Here is a 16,475-nt window from a genome sequence, read left to right as displayed (position 1 = left end):
ATAAGGTAGAATAAGCAACATACTGAGAAGGAACCCAACATGGCCCGCATTACCGTCGAAGACTGTCTCAAACAGATCCCGAACCGTTTCGAACTCGCGCTTGCCGCAACCTATCGCGCGCGACAACTCGCTCAAGGCCACACGCCGAAGATCGAGAGCCGCGACAAGCCCACGGTCGTCGCGCTGCGCGAAATCGCAGCCGGCCAGGTCGGCGTCGAAATGCTGAAGAAGGTGCCTGTTTAAGGCGCACTGTTCCGTTTTCGATTGCGCGTTTGTCGAAGCTGTTTTGCCACACGCGCTTGCTACACCTGCTATACCTATTTGCCACACGTAATTGCATCAACCTGCAGACCGGCGTCCAACCCCAACCGATACGGAGGCGAAATTGAGTGCTACCCCGCCCACCGCCACGGAAGTGGAACACGACGCTGACTCGCCCTCGTCTGCACGGAAGTACATCGACGCGGTCCTCGAACAGTCGTTTCGCCATCTGTTCGGGCCGACCGCCACGCCGGAGCAACCGCGCCGGCATGACGTCGTCTCAATCGCCAAACTGACGTCCGTCTTGTCCGGCTATCTGCAGCCGGAAGAGATCAAGGAAATCAAGTCGGCTTTCCATTTCAGCGACGAAGCCCATCTCGGCCAGTACCGCCAGAGCGGCGAGCCGTACATCACGCATCCGGTTGCCGTCGCGGAAATCTGCGCCGGCTGGAACCTCGACGCCCAGGCGCTCATGGCGGCGCTGCTGCACGACGTGATGGAAGACCAGGGCGTGACCAAGGCCGAACTCGCCGAGCGTTTCGGCCCGAAGGTTGCGGAACTGGTCGACGGCCTGTCGAAGTTGGACAAGATGGAGTTTCGGAATCGCGAAGAAGCGCAGGCGGAAAACTTCCGCAAGATGCTGCTCGCGATGGCGCGCGACGTCCGCGTGATTCTGGTGAAGCTCGCCGACCGGCTGCACAACATGCGCACGCTAGGCGCGGTGCCGCCCGAGAAGCGCCGCCGCGTGGCGCGCGAAACGCTGGACATCTATGCGCCGATCGCTCACCGGCTCGGCCTGAACAATACTTATCGCGAGTTGCAGGACCTGAGCTTCGCGAACTTCAATCCGCACCGCTACGCCACGCTCGAAAAAGCCGTCAAGGCGGCGCGCGGCAACCGGCGCGAAGTGGTCGGCAAGATTCTCGAATCGGTGCAGCGCGCCATTGCCGACGCGAAGCTCGACGCCGAAGTCACCGGCCGCGAGAAAACCATCTTCAGTATCTACAAGAAGATGCGCGACAAGCAGTTGTCGTTCTCGCAGGTGCTCGACGTGTACGGCTTCCGTGTGGTCGTGGAGAGCGCGTTGGAGTGCTACACCTGCATCGGCGCGCTGCATGCGCTGTACAAGCCCGTGCCGGGCAAGTTCAAGGATTACATCGCGATCCCGAAGGTGAACGGCTATCAGTCGCTGCACACCACGCTGGTCGGCCCGTTCGGCGCGCCGATCGAGTTTCAGGTGCGCACGCGCAAGATGCACGAGATCGCCGAAGCGGGCGTGGCCGCGCACTGGCTGTACAAGAATGGCGGCGCGGACCTGAACGACGTGCAAAAACGCGCGCATCAGTGGCTGAAATCGCTGCTCGACATTCAGAGTGAAGCGGGCGATTCGAGCGAATTCCTCGAACACGTCAAAATCGACCTGTTCCCGGACGCGGTCTACGTGTTTACGCCGAAGTCGAAGATCATGGCGCTGCCGCGCGGCGCCACGGCGCTCGACTTCGCGTATTCGATCCACAGCGACCTGGGCAACCAGTGCGTCGCGGTGAAGATTAACAACGAACTGCTGCCGCTGCGCACCGAGTTGAAGAGCGGCGACATCGTCGAAGTCATCACTGCGCCGTATTCAAAACCGAATCCGGCGTGGCTCGGTTTCGTGCGTACCGGCAAGGCACGCTCGGCGATCCGCCATTATCTGAAGACAATGCGTCTGAACGAGTCCGTTCAACTCGGCGAGCGTCTGGTCGACCAGGCGTTGAAGGGCTACGGGCTGGCGCTCTCCGACGTGACGCCGGAAGCGTGGGAAAAGCTCGTGCAGTGGACGGGCAACAAGAACCGTCAGGAAATTTTCGCGGACATCGGCCTCGGCCGGCGTGTCGCGGCGGTCATGGCCAAGCGTATCGAAGTGCTGATGAGCGGCCGCGACGCCGATGACGACGGCTCACGCTCCCACTCCGATATGCCGCATGCGCCGCCGGTGGTTATCACCGGGACTGAGGGCATGTCGGTGCAACTGTCCGCGTGCTGCCGGCCGATTCCGGGCGATGACATCATGGGCTATATCGGCATCGGTCTCGGTATGGCGATCCACACCACGGATTGCCGCGTCGCGCAACGCATCCACCGTCGCGATCCGGGCCGCTGGATCGACGTCGCCTGGGCACCGCAGCCGGGGCGTCTGTTCGACGTCGCCGTGAAGGTGCTGGTCAAGAATACCAAGGGCGTGTTTGCCCGCGTGGCGGCGGATATCACCTCGGCGGATGCCAACATCGTTCACATTGCAATGGACGAAGACCTGTCGCAGGAATCCACGGTGTTGCGCTTCGTGATCCAGGTCAGCGACCGCGTCCATCTGGCCAACGTCATGCGTCGCGTGCGCACGAACCCGGACGTCATGCGCATTGCGCGCGAACGGCCTAGCGAGGAAGGCCATCACCGTCACGACGGCGGGATGCGAATCGATCGCGAGCGAGCGGATTACTGATCACCGGCAGTTGCGCGGAGCAGGTCCCGGGCGAGTCCATCTCCCTCATTCGAATCTGAACGCACCGGCTACGCGCGAGTCTCATCTGAAACTCAGGGAGAACGCTTGTGAACGTAGCTGACCTCACCGGCCTGGCGCTCGATTATTGGGTCGCCCGCAGCCTGCACGACTTCGTGCGCGAAATCCACTTTACCGATAGCGGCGAAACCGTCTCGATTCGCGGCAATGACCGCGGTCGTCCGTGGGACGGCCGTTTTACGCCGTCCACCTCGTGGGAGGCGGCAGCGGCGGTGCTGGAGCGCGCGCAGCGGCTGGAAGTGCGCGAGCGGACCGCGCTTGGCGCCGCGCACTGCGTCGCGGAATTCGAAGGCGGGCACCGAACCGTCGAAGGGCGGGGTGACTCGTTGCGGGTTGCCTTGCTGAGGGCGTTCGTCGAAAGCCGATTTGGCGATACCGTCGGAGATGTGTTGCGCGAGGCGCAGGCGGTGAGCGGTGAACACGCGCAACCGATCGGCGAGCAGACGGCAGGCAGTTCGTTCGTGGACTTGCCGAGTCCGGACGGGCAGATTGGGGATATTCAGTCGCCGCCGCGATGAGGGGCGTGTTTTGTTGCCGCCACCAAGGCCTCCGGTGCGGGCAAGGCCCAATGAAACTCGACTCGACGAAAAACAAAGGGCCTTCCGATCGGAAGGCCACTCTATAAGTGGTGCGGCTGGCAGGATTCGAACCCACGACCCCTTGGTTCGTAGCCAAGTACTCTATCCAACTGAGCTACAGCCGCACGCTAAACGGGTAATGCTTACTGCGCGAAACTTGGGTAAAACGTAAGGGCCTTCCCGGAGGAAGGCCCTCGAATAAGTGGTGCGGCTGGCAGGATTCGAACCCACGACCCCTTGGTTCGTAGCCAAGTACTCTATCCAACTGAGCTACAGCCGCACGCAGAAACGAGATTATAGCAAAGGTTTTGAAAAAGGGAAGCATGTAACTGCGATTTGTCTCATGGTCGCGATCGTGTACCCTTGATAGGCAGTCGAATGCTGCAGTTACCGGATCATCATGAACAAGGCCTTTGTCAAAGAGTCGAGCGAAGAGAATGACGACGACCTCGACGTCGCCCCGCCGGACGTTCCCGCCGGCACGAAAAACTACATCACGCCCGCCGGCTACCGGCGCATGCGCGATGAACTGCTGCATCTGATCGACGAGGATCGGCCGGAAGTGGTCAAACTGGTGTCGTGGGCGGCCTCGAACGGCGATCGCTCCGAGAATGGCGATTACATCTACGGCAAACGCCGGTTGCGCGAAATCGACCGGCGCATCCGTTTTCTGACCAAACGCCTGGATCTCGCTGAAGTCGTCGACAGCAGCAAGCAGGAGAACGTCGACCAGGTTTTCTTCGGTGCGACTGTCGAGTATGCGACGGAGGACGGCGAGGCGCATATCGTGACGATTGTCGGCATTGATGAGGTCGACCTGGATATCGGCTACGTGAGCTGGATCTCGCCGATCGCGCGCGCGCTGCTCAAGGCGAAAGTCGGCGATACCGTCACGTTGTACACCCCAGCCGGCCCGCAGCCGATCGACATCCTCGACGTCAAATATCCGCCGCCAGATACCGGCGGTTGAATCACCGCTGGCGGACCGTGCTGTCTCGTTCCACCGTTCAACTGGGGCGCTGACGAGGCATAAAAAAAGGCGCCGCGAACGGCGCCTTCGAGACCACGGCTGTTACCCGCGGTTTTAGAAGCGGTGACGCAGACCCGCGGTCACAGCGATTTGCTTATTGTTGCTCGAAGCGGCCAGGCCGTTGATGTCGGCATCCACGATAGCGTTTTCGTTGACTTGCTGGTACTCGCCTTGCAGATACACGTCAGTACGCTTGGACAGTGCGTACGCGGTTTGCAGGTTGAATTGATTCCAGTGCGGACGCGTCCCAGCGAGGCTTGCGCGGGTGTATGTGTACGAACCGGCAATGCTGACCGCCGGCGTCAGGGCATAGCGAGCGTTTGCTTCGAAGTTCTGGAAATGCGCGCTGTTGTTGCCGAAGGGGATGCCTCCGCTTTGACCCGAAGCGCTAGCGCCGATACCGGCGAGGCTCGACAGGTTGGTTTGCGAGTACACGAGGCCGACGGTTGCCGGGCCGAACGCGTAGTTGGCACCCGCGCCCCACGTTTGCTGGCGGCCCGCGAAGAACGTGTTGTCGCTCGACACTGCGCCACCCGAATTGAACGCCGCAGCCGCGCCGGTCGCGCCGTTGCTGTTCAGTTGCAGGTACGCGGCGGCGACGTTCAGGCCGCCCCAGCTGTACGACGCACCCGCGCTATAAGCGCGATTGTTCGCGAAGCCGTCGGCCTGGTTCGAGAAGCCATACAACGCGCCGAACTTGAAGCCGCCGTAGTTGGCGCTCTGGTACTTGACCGAGTTGTTGATGCGGAACGAGTTGTTCAGGTTGTCGTTGTCGAACGGATGCGCGAACTGCGTGCCGCCGTATTGGGTGCCGGTCAGCGCCAGCGGACCGACATAGTCCACCATGCTGTCATATTGACGGCCGAGGGTGACGGCGCCGAACTGGTCGCTCGTCAAACCGACGAACGCTTGACGGCCGAATTCGCGCCCACCTTGCTTGAGTGTGCCGTCATTGATACCGAAGCCGTTTTCCAACGTGAAGATAGCCTTGAGACCGCCGCCCAGATCTTCCGATCCACGCAGGCCCCAGCGGCTGCCGTTCACCGAGCCGCTGGTTTCCTGCCAGTTGCTATGGCCGTGCTGGTTGTTCGTATAAGTGATGCCGGCGTCGATCAAACCGTACAGCGTGACGCTGCTTTGTGCATGCGCGGCGGTTGCGCAAACGCCCGTGAGGGCGGCGACCATGAGTGTCTTTTTCATCTTGTAACTCCGAGAGCGAGAGCGGGCGTTGAACCCAGGCTTAAGGAGACCTTCACGCGGGCGCTGCGAGAGGCGTAGTCCGAGTGAGATGCGCGTTGAGCAAAATCGCGCTGGTTTCCGGTTACGCAGAGTGTAGAGAGACACTCCGCGTAATGGACGTTCCGATTTGCGCAATAAAGTATTACGCGTTAAGAAACGATATGCGAAAGCCGCTGAAGCCTTATCAATAAAGGCCTTCAGCGATTTTCAAGAGGTGTGAGCCTGGCGCAGATGGCGGTGCGTTGCTGATTCGCGACAAGAATCGATGCTAAAAAACAACGGAATAAAACGTAAAACGAGATTGTTGTTATTGCCGCAACAGATGATTGTTATTTATGTGAATAATCGAAATGGAACTGAACCGCTATACTGAAGTTTCTGCTTTCCGAAGCAGACTTTTTCGTTGACGAAAAAGATCTCCAAACCTTTGTCGGCGCGACTTTCCAGTCGCGCTTTTTTTTGCCTGCGTCGCGCCGATTGACGACGTGGTCAGTGGGCGGGCGCCGCACCGTCCACTTCGTTCCAGTCGTCCGCGATCGAAACGCTCCAGTCTTCCATGACGTAGTGACGCGCGTCCATGGGGGACGACAGCAGATTTTGCCAATGATCGCCATGCCACATGGGATCGATTTCGAAGATCGACGGCGTGTCCGCGGCGGGTGCAGATTGTTCGGAGGCCGTGTTGTCGTGCGAGTGGGTCAGCCAGGTAAAGAGGCGGCGGATTTGGTTAAACAGCATGGCAATCTCCCTAATGCGCGTTACTACAACTACTGAATCCGATCATCCGGCTATGCATGCGGTGCAGCAAGTCGGACAAACACTTACGGAACGTCTTTCGTTACATGTGTCGGCAGTTTGCTGAAAATTTTCCCGTTATAAAGCGTCCCTACAATCGTTTGAGTAATATTGACTTGGTCTGATTATCTAGACAGAACTACATATATACGCGCTTCGGATTTTTATAAGCCAATAAGCGCGGGCTTTGTGTGGCGCGTGATAAACGCATATCGAGAATTCACGTGACGGCATTTCTCCCTTCCTCGTATAGCGGCAAGGCTGAATTTCACCTGCCAGATCGCGCGCGATGTGGTGTTCTCTTGATTGATTAACAAAATCGAGCAGTGCGCTGAAACGAAATATCCGCTTCGCCATCATTCCGCTGTGGCGGCCGTGAAACATACTGATTTCAGGTGTTGCGAGAGACTTGTCGCTTAAGCGGAAACAGGACCGTTGAGCCGCAAGTCACTCGACGTAACGCGATGCTACCCGGGTACTCGGCCGCCAACTGGTGCATACTTGCCGCAAAGCCACGCGTCCAAAGTCTCCTTTTCCATGTCTGAACAGTTTTTGCCGGAACCGGCCCTGGATGGGCCGATCGTCTTCGTCGACCTTGAAACCACCGGCGGCTCGACCGCCGAGCATCGCATCACCGAGGTCGGTGTGGTCGAAATCGGACCTGCCGGCGTGTCGCGCTGGAGCAGTCTGGTCGACCCTCAGCAGCCGATTCCCTCATTCATCCAGCAACTCACCGGCATCACGAATGCGATGGTGCGGGGCGCGCCGACCTTCGATGCGATCGCGCCGGCGCTCTTCGAGCGTCTGAACGGCAAACTGTTCGTCGCGCATAACGCCAGTTTCGATCGCGGATTTCTGCGCGGCGAGTTTCGCCGGGTGGGCCTTGCGTTCGATCCGGACGTGCTGTGTACCGTGCGCCTGTCGCGAGCGCTGTTCCCGGCGGAAAAGCGTCACGGTCTCGACGCCTTGGTCGAGCGTCATGCGCTTGTGCCTTCCGATCGCCACCGCGCGCTCGCCGACGCCGATCTGATCTGGCAGTTCTGGCAACGGCTGCACGGCCTCGTGCCGCTCGACGTATTGCGCACGCAGATCGAGCGCACCACGCGGCGCTACCGGCTTGCAGGCGACATCACGGAAGATCTGCTCGATACCGCGCCGGCCGGTTGCGGCGTCTACGCGTTCTATGGGGAAGAAGATGTGCCGCTGTATGTCGGGCGAAGCGTGCGCGTGCGCCAGCGCGTGCGCTCACATTTGACCGGCGAGCGGCGCTCGTCGAAAGATATCCGGCTCGCGCAGCAGGTGCGGCGCGTCGAGTGGCGCGCGACCGGCGGGGAATTGGGCGCCATGCTCGCGGAGGCGCAGTGGATCGCGACGCTGCGTCCCGGCCATAACCGTGTGCCGCGTATCGCGAAGAGCGATCCCGCTGACGCGCCGTGGCCGTTCGACGGGCCGATCGTATTCGAAGAGCGCGAGGAGGCGTCGCAGGCGCGCGCGTTTCATGTCGTCGACCGTTGGTGTTACGTCGGCCACGCGGCGTCGCTCGCGCTGGCGGCGGAATTGCATGCGTCGAGTGCGGCGGGACGGTTCGAACTGTCGACGTATCGCATCTTGCAGAGCCATCTCGCCCGCGGTTTGCGTGTGATGCCGTTGAGCGTGTCGAGTGGCGCGGCGGTGGCGAGTCTCGCCTGAAGACGTTCGCCAGTCCGGCGTTCAGCGACTTCGTTTTCAACCGATAGCCCGCTGTTCAACCAAGTAGGTTCAAGCGCGCGGTCTCCGCGGCCATTAGCCGGCCTCAAACCGCGCGCTTATCTCAGCCGACCTAACCGGTTGCGCCCACGCCACCGGTTTCGCACACGTGCCCGAGGGCGCGCGTCAACGCGCTCGAATGAGCCGAGTCATAGCGCGTCAGCGACTTCCAGTTAGCCAGCGACTGCGCGACGCGCGACGGACAATCCGGTGCCGCGCGCAATGGCTGAACGCGCGCAAGGCCGGCGACGAGCGATTGCGTCAGCCGGTCCAACTGCGGTCTCGTACTGGTTGCCAGATCGGGCGCGGGTCCTTGCGGCGCCTGGGTGCCGCGCCACGTGGCGAACAGCGCATTTTGGACGTCTTTGCTGGCGTCTATCTGATCCTGAAAGAAAGCACGGGCGAACGCCGGGTCGACGTTCGCCGCGGCAGCGCGCTTCTCGACATCGGCGAGGAGAGCGTTCTCGCGCGGCGTGTCAGTGATGTCCTGGTGATTGGCCCATTTCCAGCGCGCCACGGGTTCCGCGAGTGCGAGGCGCTGCGAGGCAAGCGCGATCAGACTGGTGAGCGCGGTGTCGTCACCATCCGCGATGGCGGGAGCGGGCGCGAATGCAAGAGCGGTCAGCAGCGCGAGCGCGCATGACGCGCCGAAGCGATAAGAACGATTCATGGAAGATGGCAGTAGCCGAGCGGCCACGGAGGAAAAACCAGAAGAATAGACGATGCATCGAGCCCGCGTCTTGCTCGCGATCGGAACACCGCAGGTACATTTGTCGAGGCGGTCAAATGCCGACGCCAAGCCGCACGGCCGGGCGTCACCTGATCAGACGGACTGACCCCGTGTCACGAATCGAGCAGAAAACGATCGGTTAGACGTGTGCACGCAACCGCTGCACGCACGTCCATGCTGCATTGCGCCACTGCACAGCTACTTCGAGTCGCACGACTTGCGTTGCTCGTCGAAAAACGCGCGAACATGCTCCGGCAGTTCAGCACCCAAAAACTCAACGCCAGCCGGTTCCGGATCCGGGCAAAAGACTTTATCCGGGGTCGGAACTTTCGGTGGTTTGGCATCCATGATCTCTCTCCTTTACAAACCGATTATCTGCCTCGGTCCCCGTTTTGCACCAGCGGCTGATGCCGGTCACATGTTCTTTGTTGCTTTAACGGCACAGGCCAACAACGGAACGGAATATTTGAATAGAATTTATCGGATGACTGCGAATAAATTGATTTGCGGTCACCCTTCCAGGCAGTCCAAATATTGCAGCCGTTTCCCTCTCGGCCTTATCCTGCAGGCCGTTCAGCATCGAGCCCGCGTTTTCGCACACTCCACACTCGTATTGACTGATATCAAACCAACCGTCGCGGATTTTTGTGCGCCGCCGCATTCGCAGCATTTTCCGCTTAAGAGGCCGAACGTTCGTTAATTGCCACTCGGTTCAGCACGCGCCATTCGGCCCTCTAATGTTTTGTAAACGAGCGGTTCTCGAGTTTCGTTGACGACTAAATACACTTTTTAAGATCTTTCGCCTGAATAAGAAATTCCAACGTTCGGCAGCGAACGCTGGGCTTTCGTCAGACGCATATTTTTAAGATGTCGGTGCAGGGATTTTCACCGACGAGGAATATCCGGCCGGTTTGTCAGTCACTTCGACTTGTCCGTGAATCCGCGCCTGATGACCGTCCGCGAACATGTAGTAGGGGAATGGACGGGCCGGTTCGGACACGGCGTCGAGTCGCGCGATGAGTTCCGGCGCCAGCGTGAAGTCGAGCGAGCCGAGCGACTCCTGCAGCTGCTCCGGCCGCGTGGCGCCGACGATAATGCTCGACACGCCGCGCTTCTGATGCAGCCAGTTCAGCGCAACTTGCGCCATCGGCCGGCCGGCGAGATGGGCGACCGACTCCAGTTCCGCCACGATGCGGAAGTTGCGCTCAGTGAGTTTGTCGAATCCCGGCGGCGGCGCGCCGGCCATGCTCGCGAGACGTCCGTCGCCGGAAAAGCCGCCTGCCGCGCCGCTTTGCGAAGGCCGGTACTTGCCGGACAGCACGCCCATGCCGAGCGGGCTCCACGGCACGAGTCCCATGCCGAGATTGGCGGCGAGATCGGCGAACTCATTCTCCGCGTTGCGTTCAATCAGCGAGTACTCGAGCTGCATGGCAGCGACCGGCTCGAAGCCGCGCCAGTCGGCGAGCGTCTGCGCGCGCCCGGCAAACCAGGCGGGCGTGTCCGACAAACCGACGTAACGGATCTTGCCGGCGCGCACGGCGTCGTCCATGGCGCGCATCACTTCTTCCACCGGCGTGACGCGGTCCCACGTGTGCAGGTAGTACAGGTCGATATAGTCGGTGCCCAGCCGCTTGAGCGAGCCGTCGAGCGCGCGCAGTAAATTCTTGCGATGGTTGCCGCCCGCGTTCGGGTTGCCGGTCTCGGCGTTGTAGCCGTATTTGGTCGCGATCACGAGCCGCTCGCGCAGGCCGCGCGCCGCGACGAACTTGCCCAGCCATTTTTCGCTGGTGCCTTCCGTATAGAGGTCGGCGGTATCGACGAAATTGCCGCCGGCATCCACGTACAGATCGAACAGCCGTTGTGCCGACTTTTCCTCGGCGCCCCAGCCCCATTCCGTACCGAAGGTCATCGTGCCGAGCGCGATCGGGCTGACACGCAAGCCTGAGCGGCCGAGCAGGGTATAGCGATTCATCGTCATGTCAGTCTCCTTGAGCGGTGCGCTACGAAAAATTGAATCGACGGCCCTATCGTGCGCCTATTCTTTTCGTGGAAAAATGCCGCTTGTCTGCAAGGATTGTGAAGTCTGACTTAATAATGGGGGCCGCGATGGATCCTGCGCAACTGCCGGCATTGATGGGGTTCGTAAGCGTGGCGCGTCACGGCAGCTTCACGCGCGCGGCCGCCGAGACCGGCGTGACGGCTTCGGCGCTGTCGCAAAACATCCGCTCGCTCGAGACCCAGTTGAATGTGCGTCTGTTCAATCGGACCACGCGGCGCGTGGCGCTGACCGAAGCCGGCGCGCAGTTTCTCGCTCGCGTGCGGCCGGCGCTGGGCGAACTCGAAGCCGCCTTCGAGGCGCTCGACGAAACCCGCGACCAGCCCGCGACCAGCCCGCGGGCAATTTGCGTATCAACTTGCCGCGGATCGCGAGCGAGTTGCTGGTGCAGCCGCATCTCGCGGAATTCACGCGCCGTTATCCGCAGATCCGCCTCGACCTGACGCTCGACGACGGCCTGGCCGATGTCGTAGGCGAAGGCTTCGACGCCGGCATCCGCCTCGGCGAACGGGTTGCGCGGGACATGGTGGCGGTGCCATTGGGCGGCGAGATGCGCATTGCAGTGGCGGGCTCGCCGGCCTATTTCGAGCGCTATGCGCCGCCCGCCACGCCAGCCGATCTCGCCGCGCATGACTGCCTGCGCTACCGCTTCACGTCGAGCGGCGGCATCTATCGATGGGAGTTCGCGCCGCCCGACGATCCGGCGCGTGTCTTCGAGGTCGAGACGCGCGGCGCGCTCGTCACCAACGACCTGCGCACGATGGTGCAAGCCGCGGAGCAGGGCGTGGGTCTGCTGCACGTAATCGAGGACTACATACGCGAGCAACTCGACGATGGCCGCCTCTCGCGCGTACTCGACGCATGGTGTCCCAGCTTTCCCGGTTTCTATCTCTACACGGCGAGCCGCGCGCAAATGCCGCTCAAACTGCGCGCGTTGATCGACTTCCTGAAAGAGAAGCGCAGCGCTCGCTAACGCACACGCTTCCTTCTTTCACACTACAAGCAGTTGCCGCAGATACTCGGCGGTGCGGCTTTCCGTCGCGCGCACGATCTCAGCCGGCGTGCCGCTCGCCACGATCTTGCCGCCTGCGTCGCCGGCGCCCGGGCCGACGTCGACGACCCAGTCGCTTTGCGCGGCCACTCGCATGTCGTGCTCGACCACGACGACAGTATTGCCGGCATCCACGAGTCCCTGAAGTTGCACCATCAGCCGGTCGACGTCGGCGGGATGCAGGCCGGTGGTCGGTTCGTCGAGGATATACAGCGTGTCGCCACGTTGTGCGCGTTGCAGTTCCGTGGCGAGCTTGATGCGCTGAGCTTCACCGCCGGACAATTCGGTGGCCGGCTGACCGAGCCGCAGGTAGCCGAGGCCGATGTCGCGCAGCACTTTCAGCGCGCGCATCACGCTGGCATCGTCGGCGAAGAAATCGCATGCGGCGTCGACGGTCAGGCCGAGCACCTCGGCGATGTTCTTATCGCGCCATGTGACTTCCAGCGTCTGCGTGTTGTAGCGCGTGCCGTGACAGGTCGAGCAGGGCGCATAGACGCTCGGCAGAAATAGCAGTTCGACGCTGACGAAGCCTTCGCCTTCGCACGTCGGGCAACGGCCTTGCGCCACGTTGAACGAGAAGCGGCCCGCGCTGTAGCGGCGCTTGCGGGCGAGCGGCGTGTCGGCGAACAGCTTGCGCACGTGGTCGAAGAGGCCCGTGTAGGTGGCCAGGTTGGAGCGCGGCGTGCGGCCGATCGGTTTCTGATCGACGCGCACGAGCCGCCGCAGCGCGTCCATGCCTTCGACGATGCGGCCGCCGGTCGGCGCGCTCGCGGCGGCAAGCAACGGGTCCTGCTCGTCGTCGTCGGGATTTTCAAAGACGCGTCCAAGGTGGCTGGCGACCAGTTCCGGCAGCGCCTGGCTCACGAGGCTCGATTTGCCCGAGCCCGACACGCCCGTGACGGCGGTCAGGCAGCCGAGTGGAAACGCGGCGTCCAGCCCGTGCAGATTGTTGCGCGTGATGCCGGCGAGCCTCAACCAGCCGGCCGGTTTGCGCGTCGCGCGTGCGACCGGCGCAGGCGGCGCGAATAGATGCCGGCGCGTATGCGACGCTTCGACCTTCGCGAGGCCGGCGGGCGGCCCGCTATAAACCACATGGCCGCCTGCTTCCCCGGCTGCGGGACCGACATCGACGAGCCAGTCGGCGCGCCGCATCATCTGCAAATCGTGTTCGACGACGAACAGCGAATTGCCCGCGGCCTTCAGGCTCTGCAGCGCGCTGAAGAGTGCTTCGCCATCCGCGGGATGCAGTCCGGCTGATGGTTCGTCGAGCACATATACGACGCCGAACAACTGCGACGACAACTGCGTGGCGAGTCGCAAGCGCTGCAGTTCGCCGGATGACAGCGTGGGCGTGCTGCGCTCCAGTGCCAGATAGCCCAGACCCAGATCGACCAGTGTCGTTATGCGTTCGAGCAACTCGGCCGCGATGCGTTGCGCGGCGACGCGTTTCTCCGCGGACAGGTTGGGCGTGCGCCGTACGTCAGGCGCGGCTTTATGCGCGGAACCGCCCGCGGCGACGCGTTTATCGACGGCATCGCGCATAGCGTTCTTGCTGAGCACGCTGCCTTTGGCCGCGTCTTTGCCCGCATGTGCTACATCCGGCTCGGGCCACTCGCCGCGCGCGATCGGTTCGAGCATCTCGGCGAGTCTGGCCAGCGGCAACTGGGCGAACTCGCCGATATCGAGCCCGGCGAACTTCACCGACAGCGCTTCCTTCTTGAGCCGCTTGCCATGGCAGGTCGGACAGACGCTGCCGATCATGAACCGCGACACGCGCTTTTTCATCAACTCGCTTTGGGTGTTTGCGAACGTGTGCAGCACGTAGCGGCGCGCACCCGTGAAGGTGCCTTGATAGCTCGGCTCGTCCTGGCGCTTGAGCGCGGCGCGGGTTTCCTTCGGCGTGAGACCGGCGTAGACCGGCACGGTCGGCTGTTCGTCGGTGAAGAGAATCCAGTCGCGGTCTTTCTTCGGCAAATCGCGCCACGGTTTATCGACGTCGTAGCCGAGCGTCACCAGAATGTCGCGCAGATTTTGTCCGTGCCAGGCGGGCGGCCATGCAGCGATTGCGCGCTCGCGAATGGTCAGCGAGTCGTCCGGCACCATCGATTTTTCCGTGACCTCGTACACGCGGCCGAGTCCATGGCAAGTCGGACAGGCACCTTGCACCGTGTTCGGCGAGAAATCCTCGGCGAACAGCATGGGCTGCTTCGGCGGATAGTCGCCAGTGCGTGAATAGAGCATCCGCACGAGACTCGACAGCGTGGTCACGCTGCCAACCGACGAGCGCGCGCTCGGCGTGCCGCGCTGTTGCTGCAAGGCGACCGCGGGCGGCAGACCCTCAATGGCGTCCACTTCGGGCACGCCGACCTGCTCGATCAGGCGCCGGGCATACGGCGCGACCGATTCGAAATAGCGCCGCTGCGCTTCGGCGTACAACGTGCCGAATGCCAGCGACGATTTGCCCGAGCCGGATACGCCGGTAAAGACGACCAGCGCATCACGCGGAATCTGCACGTCGATGTTCTTCAGATTGTGTTCGCGAGCGCCGCGCACACGCACGAAGCCGGTGAAGGCGGGTGCGTCGGACGGCGGCGACGTCGAGCGGGCTTTGTTGCGGCTGGTGTCCATATCGATGAATAGGTGAGCATCGCCCGGCGCTTCAGGCGAATGTTGGTGAAGTTGCACGGAGCATGCCCGACGATGAAATGGCGATGATGCCAGTGAAGGCGGAGCACGCGCACTCAGTCAACCCGGAAATCGGCGCCTATCGTTGATAGCGATTATCCGCGCCCAGAGTGCGGTGGGTAACGGACGCGCCACGGCCGGCGCGGAAGATGGCAGTCTTCGCCCCTCGGAGAGTTCGCCATGGAAAACGCCGTGTACTGGAAAGGTCGTCAGGTCGGAATCGAGTGTGACGGCCGGATTTTGTGGTTCTCGTCGGCACCGCAGGAAGCGGTCGCCGCCTATGGCACTCAGCAGCCGGAGCCGGCCCGCGTGGAAAATTCCGTTGTGGCACGCAACCTCGGCGTGACAGCGCAATTCGATCGGCCGGTTTTCGTGGGTGAGCCGTAGCGCGGTTAGCTTGAGGGCGCTTTGCGCGGATGCGGCCAAAGCATGCTCAGAAAAGCAAAAAGCCCAGTCGCGAGGACTGGGCTTTTTGCTTGAATCTTGATGGTGCCGGAAAGAGGAATCGAACCCCCGACCTTCGCATTACGAATGCGCTGCTCTACCGTCTGAGCTATTCCGGCATCAGGAGAAACGAGATTATAGGGACTTCTTAATCAGCTTGGCAAGCCCCTGAACTCACTTTTTTGTTTCGAGATGGTAGCGTGTAACCCGGTCCACCTCGTTCTTCGAGCCGAGGAACACTGCGACGCGTTCATGGAGGCTTTTCGGCTGGATGTCCAGAATGCGCTTCTCACCGTTGGTCGCGGCGCCGCCCGCCTGCTCGACGATGAAGGCCATGGGATTCGCCTCGTACATCAGGCGCAGCTTGCCCGGCTTGTCCGGCGTGCGCTTGTCGGCCGGATACATGAAAATGCCGCCGCGATTCAGGATACGGTGCACGTCCGCCACCATGGAGGCGATCCAGCGCATGTTGAAGTCGCTTTGACGCGAACCGTCCTTGCCAGCCTTCAATTCGCCGATGTACTGCTCGACCGGCGGATACCAGTGGCGCTCGTTCGAAGCGTTGATCGCATATTCACGCGTTTCGACCGGAATGCGCATATCGCTTTGCGTGAGCACCCACGAGCCGAGTTCGCGGTCGAGTGTGAAGCAGTTCACGCCGTTGCCGGTGGTCAGCACCAGCACGGTTTGCGGACCGTAGACCGCATAGCCCGCGGCGACCTGCTGCGTGCCCGGCTGAAGGAACGACTGTTCGGTGGGTTGTTGGCCGTCCGGGCAGCGCAACACGGAGAAGATCGTGCCGATCGACACATTGACGTCGATGTTCGACGAGCCGTCCAGCGGATCGAACACGAGCAGGTATTCGCCCTTCGGATAGTTCGCCGGGATCGGGAAGAACTGTTCCATTTCCTCGGAAGCCATGCCGGCGAGATTGCCGCCCCATTCGTTCGCTTCGAGCAGGATTTCGTTCGACAGGATGTCGAGCTTTTTCTGCACTTCGCCTTGAACGTTCTCGCTGCCCGCTGTGCCGAGCGCATCGCCCAGCGCGCCCTTGCTGACGTGGTAGCTGATTGCCTTGCACGCCCGCGCGACGACTTCGATCAAAAGGCGCAGATCGGCCGGCAGATTGTTGGTTTCGCGCTGCTGCTCGATCAGGTACTTCGTGAGAGTGGTACGACGTTGCAAAGCCATGCTGTACTCCGGGAAGGCTTGAGGAATGTTCCGATTTTAACCGTTCGTTGTGTCGCTTCCGCGCTTTTGCGCGGGAACCCTGCACAGCGATCGCGCCGGACATGCCGGT

The 16,475-nt window shown here is 61.7% G+C and carries 15 protein-coding genes and 3 tRNA genes; 8 read left to right on the top strand and 10 right to left on the bottom strand.

Annotated features, from left to right (window positions below; translation table 11 throughout):
- Window positions 1-39 precede the first annotated feature (39 nt).
- The 3 genes from rpoZ (at window position 40) to B0G80_RS11565 (ending at window position 3,339) form a co-directional block, all read left to right on the top strand.
- Window positions 40-243, top strand: a complete 204-nt coding sequence (rpoZ, locus tag B0G80_RS11575; RefSeq protein WP_006025620.1) for a DNA-directed RNA polymerase subunit omega — start codon at window positions 40-42, stop codon at window positions 241-243.
- 142 nt (window positions 244-385) lie between these two features.
- Complete coding sequence (locus tag B0G80_RS11570; protein ID WP_116118077.1) at window positions 386-2,743, top strand: bifunctional (p)ppGpp synthetase/guanosine-3',5'-bis(diphosphate) 3'-pyrophosphohydrolase; 2,358 nt, start codon at window positions 386-388, stop codon at window positions 2,741-2,743.
- A gap of 107 nt (window positions 2,744-2,850) precedes the next feature.
- Window positions 2,851-3,339, top strand: a complete 489-nt coding sequence (locus B0G80_RS11565) for a phage protein NinX family protein (protein WP_116118076.1) — start codon at window positions 2,851-2,853, stop codon at window positions 3,337-3,339.
- Between the two features lie 108 nt (window positions 3,340-3,447).
- Here the strand turns inward: B0G80_RS11565 and B0G80_RS11560 are convergent.
- A tRNA-Arg gene (locus B0G80_RS11560) sits at window positions 3,448-3,524 on the bottom strand.
- A 78-nt stretch (window positions 3,525-3,602) separates the two neighbouring features.
- A tRNA-Arg gene (locus B0G80_RS11555) sits at window positions 3,603-3,679 on the bottom strand.
- A 120-nt stretch (window positions 3,680-3,799) separates the two neighbouring features.
- On the opposite strand from B0G80_RS11555, the gene greB reads away from it, so the two are divergent.
- Window positions 3,800-4,369 carry a transcription elongation factor GreB gene (greB, locus tag B0G80_RS11550; RefSeq protein ID WP_106283328.1) on the top strand — a complete coding sequence of 190 codons (570 nt, stop codon included), beginning with the start codon at window positions 3,800-3,802 and terminating at the stop codon, window positions 4,367-4,369.
- Between the two features lie 114 nt (window positions 4,370-4,483).
- On the opposite strand, the gene B0G80_RS11545 is transcribed toward greB, so the two are convergent.
- On the bottom strand, window positions 4,484-5,629 hold the full coding sequence (locus B0G80_RS11545; protein ID WP_116118075.1) for a porin: 1,146 nt from the start codon (window positions 5,627-5,629) through the stop codon (window positions 4,484-4,486).
- Between the two features lie 528 nt (window positions 5,630-6,157).
- Window positions 6,158-6,406, bottom strand: coding sequence for a hypothetical protein (locus tag B0G80_RS11540; RefSeq protein ID WP_116118074.1), 249 nt, complete (start codon window positions 6,404-6,406; stop codon window positions 6,158-6,160).
- Between the two features lie 594 nt (window positions 6,407-7,000).
- Here B0G80_RS11540 and B0G80_RS11535 point away from each other — a divergent pair.
- Window positions 7,001-8,152 (top strand): exonuclease domain-containing protein, encoded by a 1,152-nt coding sequence (locus tag B0G80_RS11535; protein WP_106283325.1) that lies wholly within the window; start codon window positions 7,001-7,003, stop codon window positions 8,150-8,152.
- A gap of 130 nt (window positions 8,153-8,282) precedes the next feature.
- Here B0G80_RS11535 and B0G80_RS11530 read toward each other — a convergent pair whose 3' ends face one another.
- From B0G80_RS11530 to B0G80_RS11525, 3 genes are all read right to left on the bottom strand, one after another.
- A complete protein-coding gene (locus B0G80_RS11530) occupies window positions 8,283-8,879 on the bottom strand; it encodes a chorismate mutase (RefSeq protein WP_116118073.1) in 597 nt (198 codons plus the stop codon).
- Between the two features lie 258 nt (window positions 8,880-9,137).
- Entirely contained in the window at window positions 9,138-9,287 is a 150-nt protein-coding gene (locus B0G80_RS45805) for a hypothetical protein (RefSeq protein ID WP_007180815.1), read from the bottom strand.
- A 514-nt stretch (window positions 9,288-9,801) separates the two neighbouring features.
- On the bottom strand, window positions 9,802-10,917 hold the full coding sequence (locus B0G80_RS11525; RefSeq protein WP_116118072.1) for an aldo/keto reductase: 1,116 nt from the start codon (window positions 10,915-10,917) through the stop codon (window positions 9,802-9,804).
- A 128-nt stretch (window positions 10,918-11,045) separates the two neighbouring features.
- Between B0G80_RS11525 and B0G80_RS46385 the strand changes: the two genes are divergently transcribed.
- On the top strand, window positions 11,046-11,438 hold the full coding sequence (locus B0G80_RS46385; protein ID WP_258878882.1) for a LysR family transcriptional regulator: 393 nt from the start codon (window positions 11,046-11,048) through the stop codon (window positions 11,436-11,438).
- Window positions 11,381-11,968, top strand: coding sequence for a LysR substrate-binding domain-containing protein (locus B0G80_RS11520; RefSeq protein WP_258878881.1), 588 nt, complete (start codon window positions 11,381-11,383; stop codon window positions 11,966-11,968). Before B0G80_RS46385 ends, B0G80_RS11520 begins: the two co-directional genes overlap by 58 nt.
- 18 nt (window positions 11,969-11,986) lie before the next feature.
- Here B0G80_RS11520 and B0G80_RS11515 read toward each other — a convergent pair whose 3' ends face one another.
- On the bottom strand, window positions 11,987-14,674 hold the full coding sequence (locus tag B0G80_RS11515; protein ID WP_116118071.1) for an excinuclease ABC subunit UvrA: 2,688 nt from the start codon (window positions 14,672-14,674) through the stop codon (window positions 11,987-11,989).
- A gap of 237 nt (window positions 14,675-14,911) precedes the next feature.
- Here B0G80_RS11515 and B0G80_RS11510 point away from each other — a divergent pair, with 237 nt between their 5' ends.
- Window positions 14,912-15,118, top strand: a complete 207-nt coding sequence (locus tag B0G80_RS11510; RefSeq protein ID WP_116118070.1) for a hypothetical protein — start codon at window positions 14,912-14,914, stop codon at window positions 15,116-15,118.
- A gap of 100 nt (window positions 15,119-15,218) precedes the next feature.
- Here the strand turns inward: B0G80_RS11510 and B0G80_RS11505 are convergent.
- Window positions 15,219-15,294, bottom strand: a tRNA-Thr gene (locus B0G80_RS11505).
- Window positions 15,295-15,349: 55 nt separating this feature from the next.
- Window positions 15,350-16,366, bottom strand: coding sequence for a class 1 fructose-bisphosphatase (locus tag B0G80_RS11500; RefSeq protein WP_106283319.1), 1,017 nt, complete (start codon window positions 16,364-16,366; stop codon window positions 15,350-15,352).
- Window positions 16,367-16,475 lie beyond the last annotated feature (109 nt).

The organism is Paraburkholderia sp. BL6669N2 (genome assembly GCF_003387275.1).
Taxonomy (GTDB): domain Bacteria; phylum Pseudomonadota; class Gammaproteobacteria; order Burkholderiales; family Burkholderiaceae; genus Paraburkholderia.
Note: the sequence above shows the minus strand (reverse complement) of the source record. Positions and strands in the feature narration are given on the sequence as shown.